Annotated in this window: 14 protein-coding genes; 12 read left to right on the top strand and 2 right to left on the bottom strand. The window is 72.8% G+C overall.

The genetic code is table 11. From position 1 onward, the window contains the following. Positions 1-1,213: 1,213 nt before the first annotated feature. From DEF28_RS06525 to DEF28_RS06485, 9 genes are all read left to right on the top strand, one after another. The gene (locus DEF28_RS06525) at positions 1,214-2,587 is read left to right on the top strand and encodes a PH domain-containing protein (protein WP_114433264.1); all 1,374 of its coding nucleotides are present in this window, start codon (positions 1,214-1,216) and stop codon (positions 2,585-2,587) included. 507 nt (positions 2,588-3,094) lie between these two features. Next, positions 3,095-3,358 carry a chaplin family protein gene (locus tag DEF28_RS06520; RefSeq protein ID WP_114396340.1) on the top strand — a complete coding sequence of 88 codons (264 nt, stop codon included), beginning with the start codon at positions 3,095-3,097 and terminating at the stop codon, positions 3,356-3,358. A gap of 248 nt (positions 3,359-3,606) precedes the next feature. Then, complete coding sequence (locus tag DEF28_RS06515; protein ID WP_114396339.1) at positions 3,607-4,500, top strand: Rossmann-like and DUF2520 domain-containing protein; 894 nt, start codon at positions 3,607-3,609, stop codon at positions 4,498-4,500. Between the two features lie 29 nt (positions 4,501-4,529). Further along, positions 4,530-5,432 (top strand): pantoate--beta-alanine ligase, encoded by a 903-nt coding sequence (panC, locus tag DEF28_RS06510; protein ID WP_114396338.1) that lies wholly within the window; start codon positions 4,530-4,532, stop codon positions 5,430-5,432. Positions 5,433-5,467: 35 nt separating this feature from the next. Further along, positions 5,468-8,026, top strand: a complete 2,559-nt coding sequence (locus DEF28_RS06505; RefSeq protein ID WP_114396337.1) for an L-aspartate oxidase — start codon at positions 5,468-5,470, stop codon at positions 8,024-8,026. A gap of 30 nt (positions 8,027-8,056) precedes the next feature. Beyond that, positions 8,057-8,839 carry a type III pantothenate kinase gene (locus tag DEF28_RS06500; protein WP_114396336.1) on the top strand — a complete coding sequence of 261 codons (783 nt, stop codon included), beginning with the start codon at positions 8,057-8,059 and terminating at the stop codon, positions 8,837-8,839. 134 nt (positions 8,840-8,973) lie between these two features. Then, on the top strand, positions 8,974-10,470 hold the full coding sequence (gene lysX, locus DEF28_RS06495; RefSeq protein ID WP_181874204.1) for a bifunctional lysylphosphatidylglycerol synthetase/lysine--tRNA ligase LysX: 1,497 nt from the start codon (positions 8,974-8,976) through the stop codon (positions 10,468-10,470). A gap of 647 nt (positions 10,471-11,117) precedes the next feature. Next, positions 11,118-11,423: a LuxR C-terminal-related transcriptional regulator gene (locus DEF28_RS06490; protein WP_114396334.1), complete on the top strand. Its 306-nt coding sequence runs from the start codon at positions 11,118-11,120 to the stop codon at positions 11,421-11,423. 111 nt (positions 11,424-11,534) lie between these two features. Then, positions 11,535-12,056, top strand: a complete 522-nt coding sequence (locus DEF28_RS06485; RefSeq protein ID WP_114396333.1) for an amino-acid N-acetyltransferase — start codon at positions 11,535-11,537, stop codon at positions 12,054-12,056. A 16-nt stretch (positions 12,057-12,072) separates the two neighbouring features. Here DEF28_RS06485 and DEF28_RS06480 read toward each other — a convergent pair whose 3' ends face one another. After that, a complete protein-coding gene (locus DEF28_RS06480) occupies positions 12,073-15,363 on the bottom strand; it encodes a UvrD-helicase domain-containing protein (RefSeq protein ID WP_114396332.1) in 3,291 nt (1,096 codons plus the stop codon). Positions 15,364-15,934: 571 nt separating this feature from the next. Between DEF28_RS06480 and DEF28_RS06475 the strand changes: the two genes are divergently transcribed. From DEF28_RS06475 to DEF28_RS06465, 3 genes are all read left to right on the top strand, one after another. Beyond that, positions 15,935-16,210, top strand: a complete 276-nt coding sequence (locus tag DEF28_RS06475; protein WP_114396331.1) for a hypothetical protein — start codon at positions 15,935-15,937, stop codon at positions 16,208-16,210. A 219-nt stretch (positions 16,211-16,429) separates the two neighbouring features. Next, positions 16,430-16,765: a histone-like nucleoid-structuring protein Lsr2 gene (locus DEF28_RS06470; protein ID WP_114396330.1), complete on the top strand. Its 336-nt coding sequence runs from the start codon at positions 16,430-16,432 to the stop codon at positions 16,763-16,765. A gap of 489 nt (positions 16,766-17,254) precedes the next feature. Continuing rightward, positions 17,255-19,762, top strand: a complete 2,508-nt coding sequence (locus tag DEF28_RS06465; RefSeq protein ID WP_114396329.1) for an ATP-dependent Clp protease ATP-binding subunit — start codon at positions 17,255-17,257, stop codon at positions 19,760-19,762. 76 nt (positions 19,763-19,838) lie between these two features. Here the strand turns inward: DEF28_RS06465 and DEF28_RS06460 are convergent, their stop codons facing one another. Beyond that, positions 19,839-20,714 (bottom strand): HhH-GPD family protein, encoded by an 876-nt coding sequence (locus DEF28_RS06460; RefSeq protein WP_114396328.1) that lies wholly within the window; start codon positions 20,712-20,714, stop codon positions 19,839-19,841. Positions 20,715-20,845: the final 131 nt, after the last annotated feature.

The following is a 20,845-nucleotide window of genomic DNA, read 5'->3' as shown; positions in this document are numbered from 1 at the left end:
TGCCGGCGACGAGGCCGGGGGAGCCGCCGAGGGGGCCGCTCCGAGCGAACGCGCCGACGGGCGGCGGCCCGTGTTCGCGCCGCCCGAGCCGGGGATCCCGTGGCGGGGGCGGGACGCCGACGGCGGTGGGGACGCGGCCCGGCCTCCGGTGGCGGAGCCGCGGTACGCGGCCGGCGCCGGACCGCGCGGGCGCGGGGCCGCCTGGACGTTGGAGACGCCCGCCGCCCACGGGGACGGCGCGGGGCATCCGCCCGGCGGCGATCCGGGGACGCCGGTGGCGGAAGGACGCACCGACCACGCGGCCGGACCGGCATCCGGGGCCGCCGGGGGCGGCGCCCGCCGTCCGCGGGCCGGCACGCCCTGGCCGGTGACGCCGCTGTGGCCCTACCTCGACCCCGACGAGGACCCGGCCGCCCACCAGCAGGCGCGGCGCGCGGAGGGGACCGAGGAGGCGCCGGCCGACCGCTCCAGGCCGCGTTTCGCGCCCGCCGACGCGGCGCGGCCGCCGCACGCGCCGCCGCCATCGGCGCACCCCGTGGCCGCCGAGCCGCCGCTGCCGCCCGCCCCGCCCGGCGGGCCGGAGATGACGGCCGGCCACCCGTCCATGCGGCCGGGGACGGCGGCCGGGGCGCCTCCCGGCCGCCGAGGGGCCATGCCGCCCGGCGGTGTGCCGGCCGACCCGGCCCGGACCGCGGGTCCGTGGGCGCGCCCGCCGGCCCCGCCGTCCGGAGGTGCGCCGCAGGCCACCGGCGCGTACGCAGCTCCCGATCCCGGCCGGCGGGCCTCCCGCCCCCCGGCGATGCCGGTCTACCGCACGCCGCCCGAGGCCCAGGAGCCCTCCGGCGCCGCACCCGGCCGACCGCAGGCAGCCCCGGAGGCCTCCGGGGCCTTCCCCGCCGAGGTCCCGGGCGCTGCCGGGCCCGCGGGCCCGGCAGCGCCCGGGACCGGGCCCGCGTCCGGCGCGGACCCCGCGGGCCCGCAGCCGCCGTCCGCTCCGCCGGCCCCGCCGGCGCCGGCTCCCGCCGCGCATCCGCCGCACGCCCCCGCGGCGCCTGTCCGCGGCTCCTACGGACCTCCGGCGCCCGGCCACGGTCGGCCGCCGTACGGACCCGCGGTCCCCGGCCACGGGCAGCCGACGTATCCGGGGCCGGCGGCCACGGGGGCGTTCGGCCACCCGCCGCACCCTGGCGCGCACCACACGCAGCCCGGCAGCGTGCGGTTCCTGCCGCCCGCCGCGGCGGGGCCGCACGCTCCCGGCTGGCCGCCGGGCGCGACGGCCGCGCGCGCGGCACGGCCGGTCCGGCCCGAGCCCGACGTCACCACGGGGCTGCACCGGCCGCACTGGCTGACCGTCCCGCTGCAGGCGGCGGTCGTGGCGCTGGTCTTCCTGGCGATGCCGGGTGTGGTGCTGCTGAACTTCGGCGGGCTGTGGGTCCTATTCCTCACGCTGTCGGTCGGGTTCGCCGCCGGCGCCTACGCCCTGCTGTCATGGTGGAACACCACCTTCGGACTGCACGGCGACCACCTCGTCGTGCACACCGGCCTGGTCCGCCGGCAGTCCCGGGAGATCCCGCTGAGCCGGCTGCAGGCGGTGGACGTGGTGCGCCCGCTGCTGATACAGGTGCTGGGGCTCGCGGAGCTGCGCGTCGAACTGGCCGGGGGCGACCAGAGCGAGATCCGGCTGCGCTACCTCGGCCGGCGCTCCGCCGACCGGCTGCGGGCCAGCCTGCTCGCGCACGCGGCGGGGCTGTCCGGCCGGACGCCCGAGGCCCCGGAGTGGCCGTTCTACCGGCTCAGGTTCGGCCTGCTGCTGGGGGCGCTGGCGTTCCGGATCCCGGTGCTGGCGGCCTTCGTGCTGTTCCTGCTGCTGACAGTGGCCGGCTTCGCCTTCGTCGAGGCCGGCGTGCTCGGCGGTATGGTTCCGCTGCTCCTCGGCCTGATGCGCGGCTTCCTCGGGCCGCTGCTGCGCTACACCGACTTCTACGCCTCCCTCTCGCCGGACGGCCTCCGGCTGCGCTACGGGGTCTTCCAGGCCCGTATGCAGACGGTGCCGCCCGGCCGGGTGCAGGCGGTGCGGATCGTCGAGCCGCTGCTGTGGCGCTCGCTCGGGGTGGTCCGGGTGGAGGCCAACGTGGCGGGATACGTTGGGGAGCGCCAGATGGACTCCTCCACCCTGCTGCCGGTGGTGCCGCGCCGGCTCGCGTTCGCGCTGGTGGACGAGCTCTTCCCGGGGACGGACGCCGCCCGGGTGGCCCTGCATCCGGCCCGGCGCGGGCTGTCGCGCAACGACGCGCTGGGGGTGGACGACAGCGTGGTGGTGACCCGGAGCGGGCTGTTCTGCAGCGTCATCGACATCGTGCCGCACGCCCGCACGCAGACGGTACGGCTGGCCGCCGGGCCGATCGCCCGGCGCCGCGGTGTCGCGGCGGTCGAGGTGGACACGCCGCCCGGGCCGGTGCGGGCCCGTGCCGCCGGCCGCGACCTCGCGGAGGCGCGGCGGGTGGTGGACGGCCTCGTGGAGCGCGGTCACCAGAGCCGGTCCTCGACCGCGGGGCCGGAGCGGTGGGCGACCAGGAGCGCACCGTAGGACCCAGCGGGTGCCGGGCCCGGGAACCCGCCGGCCGCGGGCGGCCCGGACCGGTCGGCCGCGCCGCGCTCCGGCGCCGCGCGCCCGTTGCCGTGAGTCCCGCCTGTGGATGGCACGCTGGCGGTGAGCGGCCGTTCCGGAGCGCCGAAACCTCCCGCACGGCGGGGACCCCGGTCGCCGCTATCCACCGATGCGTCCGCAGCCGGGGAGGAAACGCGCGTGTCGCCCGGGACCGGGTGACTCGCGGTGCACTGCGAACAGTGTGACGTGTGCCACCTGATGGGGTCTGTGGGAGAGAGTGTTCGCACCGGCAAGTCGGACATGGAGGGTCACTCTGGGCTGTTATGTGACTGCGTAGAGTCAAACTCTTTCGTAAAATCGCCCCCAAGAGCCGTTGATGTGTGGCTGAATGGGTATCGAACACGGCGCGTGTTCGCAGCGCCACAGAACGTCAACAGGGTGATCGGACGGTGTATGCCTGTCCGGTCGCCCGAGAGGGGAAACGCAGTGCTGAAGAAGACCTTCGCCGCCAGCGCCATCGTCGCCGCCGCCTCCGGTGTCATCCTCGCGGGTACGCCCGCGTTCGCCGACGACTGGAACACCTCCGGCAACGGCAGCATCCTCGGCGGCAACCAGGTCGGCGTCGACGTCGACGTGCCGATCAACGTCTGCGGCAACGCCATCGCGGTCCTCGGCAACGCGGGCGCCAACTGCGAGGACTCCAACGCGATCGCGGCCGAGGTCGACGACAACCACGTCTGGAAGTGGTAGCGGGCAGCTCGGCGTCCGGCTGAGGTAGCCCCGTCGGCGCCGTCCCCCACCGGGGGGCGGCGCCGACGCCGTGTTTCGGCCACCCACGTGACCGGGCGGCCGACCGGCCTTCCGGCGCCGCCGCGTCCCCCGGGTGCGCCGGCCGCCGCGCCGGGGGAGGATCGACCAGAGGCCGGAGTCGCGCCGACGGCCGCCGAGTAGGCTGGGCGCACGACGTCCGGTACCCGACGTGGACTGGAACGAGGAACATGGATCTGGCGGAAGCTACTCGACAGCGGCCCGCCCGCCTCGCGGTGGGCGTCATCGGCCCCGGCCGGGTCGGATCGGTACTCGGAGCCGCCCTGGAGCGGGCCGGGCACACCGTGGTCGCCGCCTCGGCGGTCTCCGAGGCATCCCGTGCCCGGGTCGCCGAGCGGCTGCCCAACGCGCGGGTCCGGGAGCCGGCCGGCGTGGTGGCCGCCGCGGACCTCGTCCTGCTGACCGTCCCCGACGACGCCCTGCGGCCGCTCGTGCACGGGCTCGTCGAGACCGGGACCGACGTGCGCGGCAAGCTGCTGGTGCACGCGAGCGGCCGCCACGGCTACCGCGTGCTGGACCCGGCCACCTCCGCCGGGGCGCTGCCGCTCGCCCTCCACCCCGTCATGGCCTTCACCGGCCGCTCCGAGGACGCCAACCGGCTGTCCGCCTGCTCGTTCGGCGTGTCGGCTCCGGATCCGCTGCGGCCCATCGCCGAGGCCCTGGTGGTGGAGATGGGCGCCGAGCCGGTCTGGATCGAGGAGGACCGCCGGGCGCTGTACCACGCCGCGCTGTCCGGCGGGGCGAACCACCTGGTGACCCTGGTGGCCGAGAGCGCGGCCCTGCTCGGCGCCGCCGGAGTGGACGATCCGGCCCGCGTGCTCGGCCCGCTGCTCAGCGCCTCCCTGGACAACGCCCTCCGGTTCGGCATCGACGGGCTGAGCGGCCCGGTGCTGCGCGGTGACGCCGGCACCGTGGCGGAGCACATCGCCGAACTGCGCGACCACGCGCCCGAGAGCGTCGCGAGCTACGTGGCGCTGGCCCGGCTCACCGCCGACCGCGCGCTCGCCGCCGGGCTGCTCCGGCCGCAGGACGCGGAACGGCTCCTGGACGTCCTCCAGGCCTGACCCCACCCCGACCGCCATCGGAGGCAGGTATGAGCGAACCGACCACATCCGACCCCGCCCCGGCCCCCGGTGCCGCGGGCGCGGGCCCCCTCGTCGTGCGCACCGCCGAGGAGCTCGCCCGCGCGCGGGCCGCCCTGGGAACCCGCCGCACCGCCCTGGTGCCGACGATGGGCGCCCTGCACAGCGGGCACCGCAGGCTGGTCGCCACCGCCCGTGAGCACGCGGACGCCGTCGTCGTCAGCATCTTCGTCAACCCGCTGCAGTTCGGCCCGAACGAGGACTTCGACCGCTACCCGCGGCCGCTGGAGGCCGACCTCGCGGTCTGCGCCGAGGCCGGTGTGGACGTGGTGTTCGCCCCCACCGTCGAGGTGATGTACCCGGGACCGCAGATCGTCACGGTGCGCCCGGGCGCGATGGGGGAGGTGCTGGAGGGGGAGTTCCGGCCCGGATTCTTCGAGGGCGTGCTCACCGTCGTCAGCAAGCTGTTCAACCTCGTCCGGCCGGACGTCGCGGTGTTCGGGCAGAAGGACGCCCAGCAGCTCGCGGTGGTGCGCCGGATGGTGCGCGACCTGTGCATGCCGGTCCACGTCGTGGGGGCGGCCACGGTCCGCGACCCCGACGGGCTGGCCACGTCCAGCCGCAACGTCTACCTCAGCGCCGAGGAGCGCCGCAGCGCGCTCGCGCTGTCCCGGGCGCTGCTGGCGGGGGCGGACGCGGCGGTCACCGGCGCGGTCGGCATCCTCAGCGCCGCCCGCGAGGTGCTGGACGAGGCCGCGACCGCCGACCCGCCGGTGGCGGTCGACTACCTCTCGCTGGTGAACCCGGTGACGTTCACCGAGGTCTCCGGGGACTTCCGGGGCGACGCGGTGCTTGTGGTGGCCGCCTGGGTGGGCGAGACCAGGCTGATTGATAACGTGCCGCTCACGTTGTAAATCGCCACAATCCACCGAAAAAGGGAGAACGCGCGGTGAGTCAGAGCACTTCGGCATTACCCCGGCGGCTGACCGCTCCCGATCCCGGGTGGACGATCGAGACCGACGTCGTCATCGTCGGCTCTGGGATCGCCGGACTCAGCACCGCGCTCCGGTACGTCGAGTCCGGCGCGCGCGGCCGGGTGGTGCTCGTCACGAAGGACGTGCTGTCCAGCGGGTCCACCAGGTGGGCGCAGGGCGGGATCGCCGCCGCGGTCGACCCCGCCGACACCCCCGTCGCGCACATGGTCGACACCGTGCTGGCCGGAGCCGGCCTGTGCGACCCGCACGCCGTGCGGGGGCTGGTCACCGAGGGGCCGGACGCGCTGCGCTGGCTGGTCGGCGTCGGGACCGCGTTCGACCGCACCCCCGAGGGCGGACTGGCGCTGACCCGGGAGGGCGGCCACCGCGCCTCCCGGATCGCGCACGCCGGCGGGGACGCCACCGGCGCCGAGATCGAGCGCGCGCTGATCGCCGCCGTCCGCGCCGAACCCCGCATCGAGGTCATCGAGCACGCGCTGACGCTCGACGCGCTCCTGGGCACCGAGGACGACCAGACCGTCGTGCGCGGCGTGACGCTGCACGTCATGGGCGAGGGCCAGCGCGACGGCGTCGGGGCGGTGCGGGCCGGAGCCGTCGTGCTCGCCACCGGCGGGCTCGGCCAGGTGTTCGCCGCCACCACCAACCCGGCCGTGTCCACGGGCGACGGCCTCGCGCTCGCGCTGCGCGCCGGCGCCGAGGTGCAGGACCTGGAGTTCGTGCAGTTCCACCCGACCGTGCTGTGGCTCGGGGCGCAGGCGCGCGGCCAGCAGCCCCTCATCTCCGAGGCGGTGCGCGGCGAGGGCGCCTTCCTCGTCGACGCCGCCGGCGAGCGCTTCATGGCCGGCGAGCACGAGCTGGCCGACCTCGCCCCCCGCGACGTGGTGGCCAACACGATCGCCCGCACCATGGCGCGCACCGGCACCGACCACGTCCACCTCGACGCCCGCCACTTCGGCGCCGCCATGTGGCAGCGCCGCTTCCCCACCATCCTCGCCAGCTGCCGCGCGCACGGCATCGATCCGGTCACCGACCTGATCCCGGTCGCCCCGGCGGCGCACTACGCCTCCGGCGGGGTCCGTACCGGGCCGGACGGCCGGACCAGCCTGCGCGGGCTGTACGCCGTGGGCGAGGTCGCGTGCACGGGTGTGCACGGCGCCAACCGGCTGGCCTCCAACTCGCTGCTGGAGGCGGTCGTCTACGGCCACCGGATCGCCGACGCCCTCGCCGCCTCGGACGCCGCGGCTCCCGCGCGCCCCGCCTCGGTCGGCGCATCGGCCGAGCGTCCCGCGGGACTGGCGCATCCGGCGGCCGTGCCCGAGCTGCGTGCCGCGATGTCCCGCCACGTCGGAGTGCTCCGCGACGCCGCGGGCCTGGCCGCGGCCCGGGACCTGCTGGCCGGACTCACGGCGGCCGGTCCCGGGGAACCCGGGGTCGAGGCGTGGGAGGCCACCAACCTGCTGACGGTCGCGCGGGCGCTGGTGGCGGCGGCCGAGGAGCGGGAGGAGAGCCGCGGCGCGCACCGCCGCGCCGACTTCCCCGAGCCCGACCCGCTGTTCCGGCACCCGATCCTCGTGCGGCTGCGCGACGGCGAGGTGCGGACCGCCCGCAGCGCCATCGACCGCTCCCCGTACGCCGAGCTGGAGGCGGAGCTGCGCGGTGTCGGCGGCGAGCCCCGGCAGCACGTCGCCCTGGTCCGCCGGGCCCTGGAGGAGGACCTGTTCGGCGCCGACCCGGTGGACGTGACCACCGCGGCCACCATCCCGGCGACGCAGACCAGCACCGCCGACGTCGTGGCGCGGCGGCCGGGCGTGGTCGCCGGTCTCGCCCTCGCCGAACTGGTGTTCTGGGAGGTGGCCGAGGGCGTCGTGGCCACCGAGCGGCGGGTGCGCGACGGCGACCGGGTCGAGCCGGGCGACGTGCTCATGACGGTGACCGGGCGGACCCGGGACCTGCTCACCGCCGAGCGCACAGCGCTGAACCTGCTGACCCACCTCTCCGGGATCGCCACGCACACCCGCCGGTGGGTCGACGCGGTCGCCGGGACCGCCGCCCGGATCCGGGACAGCCGCAAGACGCATCCGGGGCTGCGGACCCTGGAGAAGTACGCGGTCCGGTGCGGCGGCGGGGTGAACCACCGGACCGGGCTCAGCGACGCGGCCCTGATCAAGGACAACCACGTGGTCGCGGCCGGCGGGGTCGCCGAGGCGGTGCGCCTGGTGCGGCGCGCCTACCCGGGCCTGCCGCTGGAGGTGGAGGTCGACCGGATCGACCAGATCGAACCGGCCCTGAAGGCGGGTGCGGAGGAGCTGCTCCTCGACAACTTCGACGTCGCGGGGCTGCGGGAGGCGGTGCGGCTGGTAGCCGGGCGGGCCAGGCTGGAATCCAGCGGCGGACTGACTCTTTCCGTCGCCGCCGACGTGGCGGCCACCGGTGTGGACTATCTTGCCGTTGGCGCCCTGACCCATTCCAGTCCCGCCCTGGACATCGCGCTCGATCTGCGGGACACGACCTGACCGACCGCCCCGACATGGATAAGGCACCAGATGCTGCTCGCGCTCGACGTCGGCAACTCCCACACAGTGTTCGGCATCTTCCAGGGGGACGAGCTGCGGGAGCAGTGGCGGGTCGCCACGGAGTCCCGCCGGACCGCCGACGAGTGGGCCGTGGTGCTGCAGGGGCTGCTGAGCGGTAGCGACCTGCTCGGCCACCGCGACATCGACGGCATCGCGATGTGCTGCACGGTCCCCAACGTCCAGCACGAGATGCGGGTGATGTTCCGCCGGCACTTCCGCGAAGTGCCGGCGGTGATCGTGGAACCGGGCGTGAAGACCGGCGTGCCGATCCGGATGGACAACCCCAAGGAGGTCGGCAGCGACCGCATCGTCAACGCTCTGGCCGCCGTGCAGCTGTACGGCGGCCCGTGCGTGGTCGTGGACTTCGGGACCGCCACCACCTTCGACGCGGTCAGCCGCAGGGGCGAGTACGTGGGCGGCGCCATCGCGCCGGGGATCGACATCTCCGTCGAGGCGCTCTCCCGCCGCGGCGCGCAGCTGCACATGGTCGAGATCTTCCGCCCCCGGTCCATCATCGCCAAGAACACCACGGAGGCGCTGCGCTCGGGCATCGTCTACGGTTTCGCGGGCCAGGTCGACGGGATCGTGGACCGCATGGCGCAGGAGCTCACCGACAACGTGGACGAGGTCACCGTGGTCGCCACCGGCGGCCTCGCTCCGACGGTCATCGACGAGTGCGAGACCGTGGACGTGCACGAGCCGTCGCTGACGCTGGTCGGGCTGCGGATGGTCTTCGAGCGCAACGTCGGATGAGCGGCGCCGCCCGGCGGTCCGCCGCCGGACCGGCGGGCGGCGTTCGGGCGGCATTCGGGCGGCGTTGCCATGGTGTGACCGCCCTTCCGGAATGGAATGCGCGGCAGGTGGGTACCGCAGATAGGATCGGGCGCGTGAGTGACGTGCTGGACGATGCCTACGACGACCTGCCGGAGCAGATGCGGGTCCGCCGCGAGAAGCTGGACCGCCTGCGGGAGGGCGGGGTGGACCCCTACCCCGTCAACTTCCCCCGGACGACCCTCATCTCGGCGGTCCGTGCCGAACACGGCGACCTCGGCCCGGACGAGAGCACCGGCAAGCGCGTCGGGATCACCGGCCGGGTCATGCTCTACCGCACCGGCGGCAAACTGTGCTTCGCCACCATCCGCGACGTCTCGGGCGACCTCCAGGTGATGCTCTCGCTGGACAAGCTCGGCGCGGAGTCGCTGGCGGCCTGGAAGAGCGACATCGATCTGGGCGACCACGTCGGGGTCGAGGGCGAGGTCATCACCTCGCGCCGCGGCGAGCTGTCCATCATGGTGGAGGCGTGGCGGCTGACCGCCAAGTGCCTGCGCCCGCTGCCGGAGAAGCACAAGGGCCTCACCGACCCCGAGGCGCGGGTCCGGCAGCGCTACGTCGACCTGATCGTGAACCCGGACGCGCGCGACATGGTGCGCCGGCGTGCCGTCGCGGTGCGCGCGCTGCGGGACGGTCTGCAGGAGCGCGGCTTCGTCGAGGTCGAGACCCCGATGCTGCAGCAGGTGCACGGCGGAGCCACCGCGCGGCCGTTCACCACGCACATCAACGCCTACGACCTCGACCTCTACCTGCGCATCGCTCCGGAGCTCTACCTCAAGCGCCTCGTGGTCGGCGGCATCGAGCGGGTCTTCGAGATCAACCGCAACTTCCGCAACGAGGGCGCGGACTCCACGCACAACCCCGAGTTCACGATGCTGGAGTTCTACCAGGCCTACGCCGACTACAACACGGCGGCCGACGTCACCCGCGAGCTGATCCAGGAGGCGGCGCGCGCCGTGTTCGGCGACACCGTGGTCCGGCGGGACGGCGAGGAGTACGACCTGGGCGGCGAGTGGCCGCAGGTCACCCTCTACGGTGCGGTCTCCGCGGCGCTGGGTGAGGAGGTCACCCCGCGCACACCGGTCGAGGACCTCCGCAAGCTGGCCGACGCGCGCGAGGTCGAGTGGAACCCGGCGTGGGGGCCGGGCAAGCTGGTCGAGCACCTCTTCGAGGAGTTGGTCGAGCACACCCTCATCCAGCCGACGTTCGTGCGCGACTTCCCGCTGGAGACCAGCCCGCTGACCCGGCAGCACCGCGAGGACCCGCTGCTCACCGAGAAGTGGGACCTCATCGGCTTCGGCATGGAGATGGGGACCGGGTACTCCGAGCTCGTCGACCCGGTGGAGCAGCGCCGGCGGCTGACCGAGCAGTCCCTGCTCGCGGCGGGCGGCGACCCCGAGGCCATGCAGCTGGACGAGGATTTCCTGCGGGCGCTCGAATACGCCATGCCGCCGTCCGGTGGCGTGGGAATGGGCATTGACCGGCTTCTGATGGCGTTCACCGGAAAGAACATCCGCGAAACCATTCTGTTCCCGCTCGTGAAGCCCAGCTAATGCGCTCCCGGCCGCCCTCTCCCAGCTGGGAGGGGGCGGTCCAAGATCATCCAAATTGTGGCTGAGGCCACGTTTCAGTGCTGGCCGACCGCGGCCAATGTCGAATCTCCTGGCCAATGGCACTGTCCGGAACGCCAGTTTGAGAATACTGTTTGAATCGCGGTGACCTGCCGGCCGGGCGCCGCCACGTAGATTATCTACGCAGGTCAGCGGACCTGTGAAGGGTTCTGCCACCTGCGCGTTGTAACAGAAAACGATCGTTCGACTACTTTCTGTCAATGAATGGACCTTGACGCTGCGTGCCCGTCCGCTTAGCGTTTCGAAGCGAGCGGAGAATTCCGCATGTTTGCCGCAGAGGATCTATATGACGGTGAGTGAGGATGGCTGAGAACGGCTCCGTCGGTTTCGTCCATCCTTTGCCGAGTGCGCCCCCGTGCGATCTGTCCGTCCCAGGTCGCTGTCACTGGGGCGCCGAATCCCTGTCGAGCCTTGATTCACGTTTCCGTGCCAGGGAAACGCGAGTCGTCGGCCTGGGGTTCGGCCCCCCGCCCCGGCGCGTTCGCCATGAGGCCCCCACCTCCACTCGCCCGAGGTCCCCGCGGCGACGAGTCGATGTTCCGCACTCACCACGGATGAGGGAGGACGGAGTGGAACAGGCCACACTCGTACGTCACGCGGTCAAGGAGCCCACGGTCTCGCCGATGCGGGAGGCCCTGGTCGCCGTCCCCGCGCCGACCCGGGAGCCCCTGCCGGTCATCGGTCCGGACCTGACCGAGGACGAGATCCAGCTGCTGGCGGAGGTCGCCACCGGCGTCACCACCGACGTCGCGGCCCGCCGGCTCGAACTCAGCGCCCGGACGCTTCGGCGCAGGCTGCGTTCGATCTGCGACCGTCTCGGCGTCAACACGCCGATCGAAGCGGTGGTGTGGGCGGCCCGGCGCCAGCTGATCTGATCCGGCCGCGCGGCAGCCGACAGGGCGTACCGGTCCGGCCCCCTCCGGGAGGGAACCAGGGGACGACCGGCACGCCCGCGGCAATTCACGGCGGGGTAGTCTAGGTCGGCTATGTCCGTCACGCAGGTCAGCGTCCGCCGAGCGCGGACACGCGACGTCGCTCACATCCGCCGACTCATCGACACCTTCAGCGGGGAGCGGCGCGTGCTCTCCAAGAGCACGGTGAACCTCTACGAGGACGTCCAGGAGTTCTGGGTCGCCGAGGCCGACGACGGGGGCCAGCCCGCCGTCGTCGGCTGCGGCGCCCTGCACGTCCTGTGGGAGGACCTCGCCGAGGTCCGCACCGTCGCGGTGGACCCGGCCCTCCAGGGGCAGGGTGTCGGGCACCGCCTGGTCGCCGAGCTGCTCGCCACCGCCCGCGACCTCGGTGTCCGGCGGGTCTTCTGCCTCACCTTCGAGACCGCGTTCTTCGGCCGGCACGGGTTCCAGCCGATCCAGGGCACCCCGGTGTCCCAGCGGGTCTACGAGGAGCTGCTGCGCTCCTACGACGAGGGCGTCGCGGAGTTCCTCGGCCTGGAGCGGGTGAAGCCCAACACGCTGGGCAACACCCGGATGCTGCTCCACCTGGACTGAGGGCCGCGGCGCCCCGTCACAGCAGCCGCAGCTGGCGGTCCCTCGGACGCCTGCGCGCCGCCGACTCCTCGTCGACGGGCATGGTCAGGCCCGCGTCGATCGCGGCCAGGAAGGGCGAGGGCCGCATCTCCTCCTCGGTGCCGCGCCGGGTCCGCCGCCGCGCCCGCGACAGGTAGAGGCGGTGCTGGGCGCGGGTCACGCCCACGAAGAACAGCCGCCGCTCCTCGTCCTCGTCGTCGCGCCGCGCACCGGGGAAGTCGTCGCGCCGCGCACCGGGGAAGCGGAACGGCAGCAACCCGTCCTCGCACCCCAGCAGGAACACCACCGGGTACTCCAGTCCCTTGGCCGCGTGCAGCGTGAGGAGGGCCACCCGGTCCGCCCGCGGATCCAGGGCGTCCACCTCGGCGCCCAGCGCCAGCGCCGAGAGGAACTCCGGCAGGTCCGCGCCGCACCGGGCCGCCAGCGGGAGCACGAGTTCGCCGGCGCCGCGCAGGTCGGTGACCAGCTCCGGGTCGCCGGCGTGCCGTTCGGCGAGCAGCGCGACCGCCGCGCGGACCCGCTCCGCGACCGGCCCCTCGGGGTGGTGCGCCAGCTCGTCGGCCACCAGCCGCACCCCCGGGCGGTTCAGCAGCCGGTCGTGTGAGCGCTTCTGGAACGGCACCCCGGCGGTGTTGAACGCGCTGACGACCGCCGCGCTCTGCGCGTCCGTGCGGTAGAGGACGCAGATGTCGCCGAAGGAGAGGCCGTCGTGCGCCTCACCGCTGGCCCGTCCGCTGTCGAGCGAGTGCCACGAGGTGCCGCCGAGCAGCCGGTCGATCGCGCGGGCCACGAACGAGGCCTCGGCCCGCTCGTCGGCGGCCGCGTGCACCCCGATCCGCGGCGGGTCGGTGAAGTCGCCCACCGCGCGCAGCGCCCGGCCGGGCACCAGCGAACTCGGTGCGATGGCCTGGACGGCGGCCGACACGATCGTGGCGTTCGAGCGGTAGTTGCGGGTCAGCCGCACCGTCTCGGCCGCGGGGAAGTCCTCGGTGAAGCGGAGGAAGAACCCGACATCGGCGCCGCGGAAGCCGTAGATCGCCTGGTCGGGGTCGCCGATCGCGGTGATATTGCCGTCCGCGGCCGTGAGCAGCCGCAGCAGGGTGTACTGCGTCTCGTCGACGTCCTGGTACTCGTCCACGCTGATCCACGGCCACCGCTCACGGTAGCCGCGCGCGAGGTCGGGGTCGGCGCCGAGCAGCCGGACGGGCAGCGCCAGCAGGTCGCCGAAGTCGACCAGGTCATGGTCGCGCAGCCGCTTCTCGAAGTCGCGGAGCGCGGTGTCCTCGGCCGCCGCGGCCCCGGCGTCGCGCCGGGCCAGCAGCCGGCGCGCCTCGGAGTCGGAGCCCGCCACCTCCAGGGCGATCTCCGCGCGGCGGGCCTCGTCGGCGATCCGGAAGTGCTCGGTCAGCCCCACCCGCCCGTGCTGCTCCCGGAGGATGCGCGCGCCGAGGCCGTGGAAGGTGGTGACCGTCATCCGCCCGGCGCGCTCGCCCAGCAGCGCACTCAGCCGCTCCGACAGCTCCTCGGCGGCCCGCCGGGTGAACGTGATGGCGAGGCAGTCCTCGGGGGGAACGCCGCGCTCGGCGACGAGGTGGGCGATGCGGTGCGTCACGGTGCGGGTCTTGCCGGTGCCCGGCCCGGCGACGATGAGCAGCGGGCCGCCCGGGCGCTCCGCCGCCGCCCGCTGGTCGGGGTCGAGGCCGTCCAGCAGGCCCTGGGGGCGCCGCAGGTCGCCGCCGTCCGGAGCGGACGGGAAGAGCGTCGGGTCCGCGGTGCCGCCCTCGGCCGGCTCGGCGGGGGCGCGGCCGTCCGCGCCGCCGGCGGGCCCGGGCTCCGGGACGGGGTCGAAGAGGCCGGGGGCCGCGGTGCCCTCCCCGGCGGACGCGCCGTCGGCGTCGCCCGCGGAACGCCGCCGGCCGGTGCCCGGAGGCGTGCCGGGGGCGGGCCGCGCCGAACCGCGGGTCCGGGGCGCGGGCGCGCTTTCCGGGTGGTCGAAGAGGGTGAGCCCTCGTCCGGAGGACAGCTCGCCGGGCTCGAACATCCGGATGGTGCCGTATTCGCCGTCGTACCCGGCTTCGCGGATCACGGCGCCCCGGCGCAGCCGCGAGATCGCCTCGCCGAGCCGTTCGCCGCCGATTCTCGTCACCTCGTCCAGCGGAGTGGTGGCGAGGATGTCGAGTTCCGAACCCAGGGCGGCGACGACGCGAGCGACCTCGCCCTGGACGCGCTTGCTCTTGGGCCCGACTCTGAGGATCTCCCCGACGATTTCCGGCAGCGGCACCAGATTGGTGAAATCGGCGGCGCCCGGAACACGGTAGCCCTCCGCCCGGTCCGCGAGTTCGTGCACGCGGTGGAAAACGCCGACGGTCAGCGGCCTACCGCACACCGGGCAGCGGCCGCCGTGCTCCCGGGTCGTCTCCGGCTCGAATCGGACGTCGCACTTGCGGTGCCCGTCGAGGTGGTATTTGCCCTCCTCCGGGAAGAACTCTACCGATCCCCGGAATCCCTCGCCGGTCTCCAGCGCCCGCCGGATCGCGTAGTAGTCCAGGTCGGTGTCGAAGCGGGTCGCCTCGCGGGCCAGCATGGGCGGTGAGTGGGCGTCGGAATTGCTGACGAGGGTGTAGGAATCCAGCGACGACACCATCCAGTTCATCGCCGGATCGCTGGACAGGCCCGTCTCGACCGCGAAGACGTGGCCGGCGAGGTCGGCGTAGCAGTCGGCGATGGCGTCGAAGCCGGATTTCGACCCCAGCGCCGAGAACCACGGCGTCCACACGTGGGCCGGGACCAGATAGGAGCCCGGGTCGCTGGCGAGCGTGATCTCCAGCAGGTCGCGTGAATCCAGCCCGAGGATGGGCCGGCCGTCCGAGGCGAGATTCCCGATCTTCGCCAAATCAGCGGTGATGGCTTCGGCCGCCGCCATCGTGGGAGCGTACAGCAAATGGTGCACCTTTCGGGTGCGCTCCGCCCGCTTGTAGATGGTGGAGATCTCCACGGAGAGCATGAACCGCGGAAGTTTCCGACAGATCGGGGGCAGCGTCCGCGCGATCCGGGCCTCGATATCCGGCCGCAGGCGGAACAGGCCCGGCTCGGCGGGAACCAGAAGGTCCCGCAGCTCCTCGCGCCACGCGGGGTGAGTGAAATCACCCGTGCCCACCACCGAGATGCCCTTGCGGGCCGCCCACCAGGCGAGATGCTCCAGGTCGCAATCCTTGCTGCAAGCCCGTGAGTACTTGGAGTGAATATGTAGATCAGCGTGGAAGACCACGACGAGGACCCTCCCAATGCCCACAGTGACGGGCTTGTCGGCACTTGCGCCGCGCTTACGCGGGGGTGCTTGACTCTTCACCGTTACGATGCCACGATCCCACAACTCCCAGCCCGCTTAGCCGCTAATGCCCGCAAGGTGCGCCGATCCGGTATAGGGGCCGGCAATCTGTGCGCGTCGACCAAGAAGTCGAGGGATCTTTGTTCAGCCCGGACGTAGCGCCGGCGGCCCGGATCCAGTTCGATATTCTCGCACCGCCGTGACGTGCGGCGCCGTCGCGTTTGCGGCCCACGAGGTCCGCAGCCGCCGTTTTCGCCGGCGTGGCGCCCCGTTTAAGGTCGGACCGCCCGCCTGTGAGTCGCGCGGATCCCTTATGGGGCAGGCCATAGCGTGATGGCGCTAAAGCTTGCCCCGGGTGGCGGTCGGGAACACGATCCGGTGGTGTCTATGATGGCGGAGATGCGTTATACGGGCTGGTGCCGGACCCTACGGAGCGTGAGCGTAAGCTGATCTGGTCCCTGACCGGGGTAATTACTGGATAAAGTCACAACAAGGAAGGGGTTTGCGTTCGATGTGGGACGTTTTGTCGGCGCTGATCCCCCCAGCTGTTGTCGCGACGGCCTTCTGCACGTTCATCTACAAGCTGCTCCGCAAGGAGATGGCTCCGAGAACGTCGGACGGGCGGCTGGTCAGCGAAGCTGACACCGCGTCGAGTAGCAGTGCCACCGGAGCCGAATCGGCGACCGCGGCGCACGCCGACGACGTTACGGCGGACGGCGGGGCAAAGACCGCGCCGGGTACTTCCTCCGAAGTCCCCGGCGACGGGGCGGGCTCGGGCGGCCGCTAACCGGCCGCGTTAGGGAATGGGGCACGCCCTCCTCGGCTTATCGGCCGCCGGCCCGCGTCGCGCGGGCCGGCGGGCCCTGTATGGCCGCATCTTTTCGACGCTCCCGGAGTGGGGATAGCAGAGACGATTTTTGCCGCGCCGAGAATTGTCTTTCCCGTTCTCCGAGGTATAGCTTTATATTCAGGTGCTAGCGCACTGCTCTGCGAAAGGTCTGTATCCATGGCACAAAAGGTTCAGGTGCTTCTCGTCGATGACCTCGACGGTGGCGAGGCGGAGGAGACGGTCTCGTTCGCGGTCGACGGCGCCACCTACGAGATCGACCTCAGTGAGAAGAACGCGTCCAAGCTGCGCGACGCGCTCGCGCCCTACGTCGACGCCGCCCGCAAGGCGCCGGCGAAGGGCGGCCGCGGCGGTCGCCGCCAGCAGCGCAACGCGCCCAGCCGCGAGCGCAGCGCGGAGATCCGCGCGTGGGCCAAGGCGGCCGGCAAGCAGGTGAACGAGCGGGGCCGCATCCCGGCCTCCATCGTCGCCGAGTACGAGGCCGCGCAGCGCTAGTCGCCGCCGGCCCCGCGGGCGCTTCCGGGCCGACCCGGACGGCTCCCCCCGTCTCCCTCCCGCGGTCCGCGAGGACGCGGCCGCGGGCGTCCGCGGCGGGCGGCGGGGACACGCGGCGGCCACCGGGTCCCCGGTGGCCGGGCGGGCGTGTTCGCTTAGAGCAAATCGCACCACGAACAGGCAACCACGGCCCGTGTCCCCTCCTCACCGGGGGCGCGGGCCGTTCGCTTGCGGCGTACTTGGAACACCGAAGGCCCGATTGGTAGTTGGATGAGGGTGAACGCCCTATCGTCGGGGAAAGTCTCTTGCACAGCTTGTGGGAAGACGGGCTGTGTGGGATGTGTTTGTCGGGTCGGCCGAACGCGGACGGCTTGGTGGACGGGTGCGGGAGCGCCTCCGGGGAGACTTTCTCCTCTGGGGCCGATATGCGGAAAAGTGAGGGTCGGAACTTCCGTCCCTGCCTGACCGCTCTGTGAGGAGCGACGAGACATGTTCGAGAGGTTTACCGACCGCGCACGGCGCGTGGTGGTCCTGGCCCAGGAAGAGGCCAGGATGCTCAACCACAACTACATCGGTACGGAGCACATCCTGCTCGGCCTCATCCACGAGGGCGAGGGCGTCGCTGCGAAGGCACTGGAGAGCCTGGGCATCAGCCTCGAAGCGGTCCGGCAGCAGGTGGAGGAGATCATCGGCCAGGGCCAGCAGGCCCCCTCCGGCCACATCCCCTTCACCCCGCGCGCGAAGAAGGTCCTCGAGCTGTCCCTGCGCGAGGCGCTGCAGCTGGGCCACAACTACATCGGTACGGAGCACATCCTGCTCGGCCTCATCCGCGAGGGCGAGGGGGTGGCCGCCCAGGTGCTGGTGAAGCTGGGCGCCGACCTCAACCGCGTGCGCCAGCAGGTCATCCAGCTGCTGCACGGCTACCAGGGCAAGGAGCCCCAGGCCACCGGCGCGTCCTCGGAGTCGACGCCGTCCACCTCCCTGGTGCTCGACCAGTTCGGCCGCAACCTGACCCAGGCCGCGCGGGAGAGCAAGCTCGACCCGGTCATCGGCCGGGACAAGGAGATCGAGCGCGTCATGCAGGTGCTGTCGCGCCGGACCAAGAACAACCCCGTGCTGATCGGTGAGCCGGGCGTCGGCAAGACCGCCGTGGTGGAGGGGCTGGCCCAGAAGATCGTCAAGGGGGAGATCCCCGAGACGCTCAAGGACAAGCAGCTCTACACCCTGGACCTCGGCGCACTGGTCGCGGGCAGCCGCTACCGCGGTGACTTCGAGGAGCGCCTGAAGAAGGTCCTCAAGGAGATCCGCACCCGCGGCGACATCATCCTGTTCATCGACGAGCTGCACACGCTGGTCGGCGCGGGCGCGGCCGAGGGCGCGATCGACGCGGCCTCGATCCTCAAGCCGATGCTGGCCCGCGGTGAGCTGCAGACCATCGGCGCCACCACGCTGGACGAGTACCGCAAGTACCTGGAGAAGGACGCCGCGCTGGAGCGCCGGTTCCAGCCGATCCAGGTGGACGAGCCGACCATCTCGCACACCATCGAGATCCTGAAGGGCCTGCGGGACCGCTACGAGGCGCACCACCGCGTGTCCATCACCGACAGCGCGCTCGTGGCCGCCGCGCAGCTGGCCGACCGCTACATCAGCGACCGCTTCCTGCCGGACAAGGCCATCGACCTCATCGACGAGGCCGGCTCCCGCATGCGGATCCGCCGCATGACCGCGCCGCCCGACCTGCGCGAGTACGACGAGAAGATCGCGCAGGTGCGCCGCGACAAGGAGTCCGCGATCGACGCGCAGGACTTCGAGAAGGCCGCGTCGCTGCGCGACGACGAGAAGCAGCTGCTCGCCAAGAAGGCCCAGCGCGAGAAGGAGTGGAAGGCCGGCGACATGGACGTCGTCGCCGAGGTCAACGAGGAGCTCATCGCCGAGGTCCTCGCCACGGCCACCGGCATCCCGGTCTTCAAGCTCACCGAGGAGGAGAGCTCCCGGCTGCTGCGCATGGAGGACGAGCTGCACAAGCGGGTCATCGGCCAGGAGGACGCCATCAAGGCGCTCTCCCAGGCGATCCGGCGCACCCGCGCCGGCCTGAAGGACCCCAAGCGCCCCGGCGGGTCGTTCATCTTCGCCGGACCCTCCGGCGTCGGCAAGACGGAGCTGTCCAAGACGCTGGCGGAGTTCCTGTTCGGCGATGAGGAGGCGCTGATCCAGCTCGACATGAGCGAGTTCATGGAGAAGCACACCGTCTCGCGGCTGTTCGGCTCCCCGCCCGGCTACGTCGGGTACGAGGAGGGCGGCCAGCTCACCGAGAAGGTGCGGCGCAAGCCGTTCTCCGTGGTCCTCTTCGACGAGATCGAGAAGGCGCACAACGACATCTTCAACTCGCTGCTGCAGGTTCTGGAGGAGGGGCGGCTCACCGACGCACAGGGCCGCAACGTCGACTTCAAGAACACCGTCATCATCATGACGACGAACCTCGGCACGCGTGACATCTCGCGCGGCGTGGCCATGGGCTTCGCCAAGGAGGACGACGCCAAGACCAACTACGACCGGATGAAGGCGAAGGTCGGCGAGGAGCTCAAGCAGCACTTCCGGCCGGAGTTCCTCAACCGGGTGGACGACATCATCGTCTTCCACCAGCTCACCCAGGACCAGATCATCAACATCGTGGACCTGATGGTGGACCGGCTGGACGAGCGGCTCAAGGACCGCGACATGGGTCTGGAGCTGCGTCCGGCGGCCAAGCAGGTGCTCGCCGAGCGCGGGTACGACCCCGTGCTGGGCGCGCGGCCGCTGCGCCGGACGATCCAGCGCGAGATCGAGGACCAGCTGTCGGAGAAGATCCTGTACGGCGACCTCAAGGCCGGGCAGATCGTCATCGTCGACGTCGAGGGCGAGGGGACGGACGCGAAGTTCACCTTCCGCGGCGTGCCCAAGCCGGAGTCGGTTCCGGACAGCCCGCAGGTGGAGACCACGGCGAGCAAGAGCGAGTAGCCCCGGTGAGGGCGAGGGGGCGGCCGACGGCCGCCCCCTTTCGCGTGCCCGGTCCGCGCTGCCCGGCGGCGCCGGATCACCCCGGGAGGGCGTACCGGCCGTCGTCCAGCGGATCCACCAGGCCGTCGGCCACCAGGGCGTCCAGCGCGCGCTCGCGCTGGACGGGCTCGTCCCACACGGCGTCCAGGGCCGCCTTGGCCACCGGTACGGGGGAGTCGCGCAGCACCGCGAGCAGGCGGCCGCGCACCTGGCGGTCCGTGCCCGCGTAAGTCTGGCCGCGCCGGGGCGGACCGTCGTGGGCCGGCCGGCCCGCCCGGTGCCAGGCGCAGGCGTTGGTGACCGGGCAGTCCACGCAGCGCGGCGACCGCGCGGTGCACACCAGGGCGCCGAGCTCCATGACGGCCACCCCCCACCGGGCCGCCACCGCCGCGGACTCCGGCAGCAGCGACTCGGCCAGCCGCACCTCGGCCTTCGTCTGGGTCTTGGGCGGGTACTCGGTGCCGGTGACGACCCGGGCGAGCACCCGGCGCACGTTGGTGTCCAGGATCGCGTGCCGCTGCCCGAAGGCGAAGCTCGCCACGGCCGCCGCCGTGTAGGGGCCGACACCGGGCAGCGCCAGCAGGTCGGCGTGCGAGTCGGGCACCTTCCCGCCGTGCCGGTTCACGATGGTCCGGGCGCAGGCGTGCAGGTTGAGGGCCCGGCGCGGGTAGCCCAGCCGGTTCCACATCCGCACGGCCTCCCCGGACGGCTCCGCGGCGAGGTCGGCGGGGGTCGGCCAGCGCCGCAGCCACGCCTCCCAGGCGGGCAGCACCCGGACGACCGGCGTCTGCTGGAGCATGATCTCGCTCACGAGGACACCCCAGGCAGTGGCGTCCGACCGGCGCCACGGCAGGTCGCGGGCATTGGCCTCGTACCATGCCAGAACCGCTGTGCTGTAAGGGTTTTCGTTCATTCCCAATCGGTGTCCGTCGGCGGGTTGAGTAGGTGCGTATGGGGAAAGCCGCGATACTACGCCCATGGCTGCAAGCACCGGACGCCCCGGACCCGTGAGTCCCGAAACGTACTGGAAAAGGCGTGTCTTCG

Source organism: Marinitenerispora sediminis, from assembly GCF_003336425.1.
Lineage (GTDB): Bacteria > Actinomycetota > Actinomycetes > Streptosporangiales > Streptosporangiaceae > Marinitenerispora > Marinitenerispora sediminis.
This window is presented reverse-complemented; position numbering and strand designations above follow the sequence as displayed.

Excerpts from the sequence above, each read along its gene's own strand:
- DEF28_RS06485 (WP_114396333.1), top strand. The coding sequence starts at position 11,535 with ATGTCCGTCACGCAGGTCAGCGTCCGCCGAGCGCGGACACGCGACGTC.
- DEF28_RS06460 (WP_114396328.1), bottom strand. The coding sequence starts at position 20,714 with ATGAACGAAAACCCTTACAGCACAGCGGTTCTGGCATGGTACGAGGCC.
- panC (WP_114396338.1), top strand. The coding sequence starts at position 4,530 with ATGAGCGAACCGACCACATCCGACCCCGCCCCGGCCCCCGGTGCCGCG.
- DEF28_RS06475 (WP_114396331.1), top strand. The coding sequence starts at position 15,935 with ATGTGGGACGTTTTGTCGGCGCTGATCCCCCCAGCTGTTGTCGCGACG.
- DEF28_RS06465 (WP_114396329.1), top strand. The coding sequence starts at position 17,255 with ATGTTCGAGAGGTTTACCGACCGCGCACGGCGCGTGGTGGTCCTGGCC.
- DEF28_RS06515 (WP_114396339.1), top strand. The coding sequence starts at position 3,607 with ATGGATCTGGCGGAAGCTACTCGACAGCGGCCCGCCCGCCTCGCGGTG.
- DEF28_RS06470 (WP_114396330.1), top strand. The coding sequence starts at position 16,430 with ATGGCACAAAAGGTTCAGGTGCTTCTCGTCGATGACCTCGACGGTGGC.
- DEF28_RS06500 (WP_114396336.1), top strand. The coding sequence starts at position 8,057 with ATGCTGCTCGCGCTCGACGTCGGCAACTCCCACACAGTGTTCGGCATC.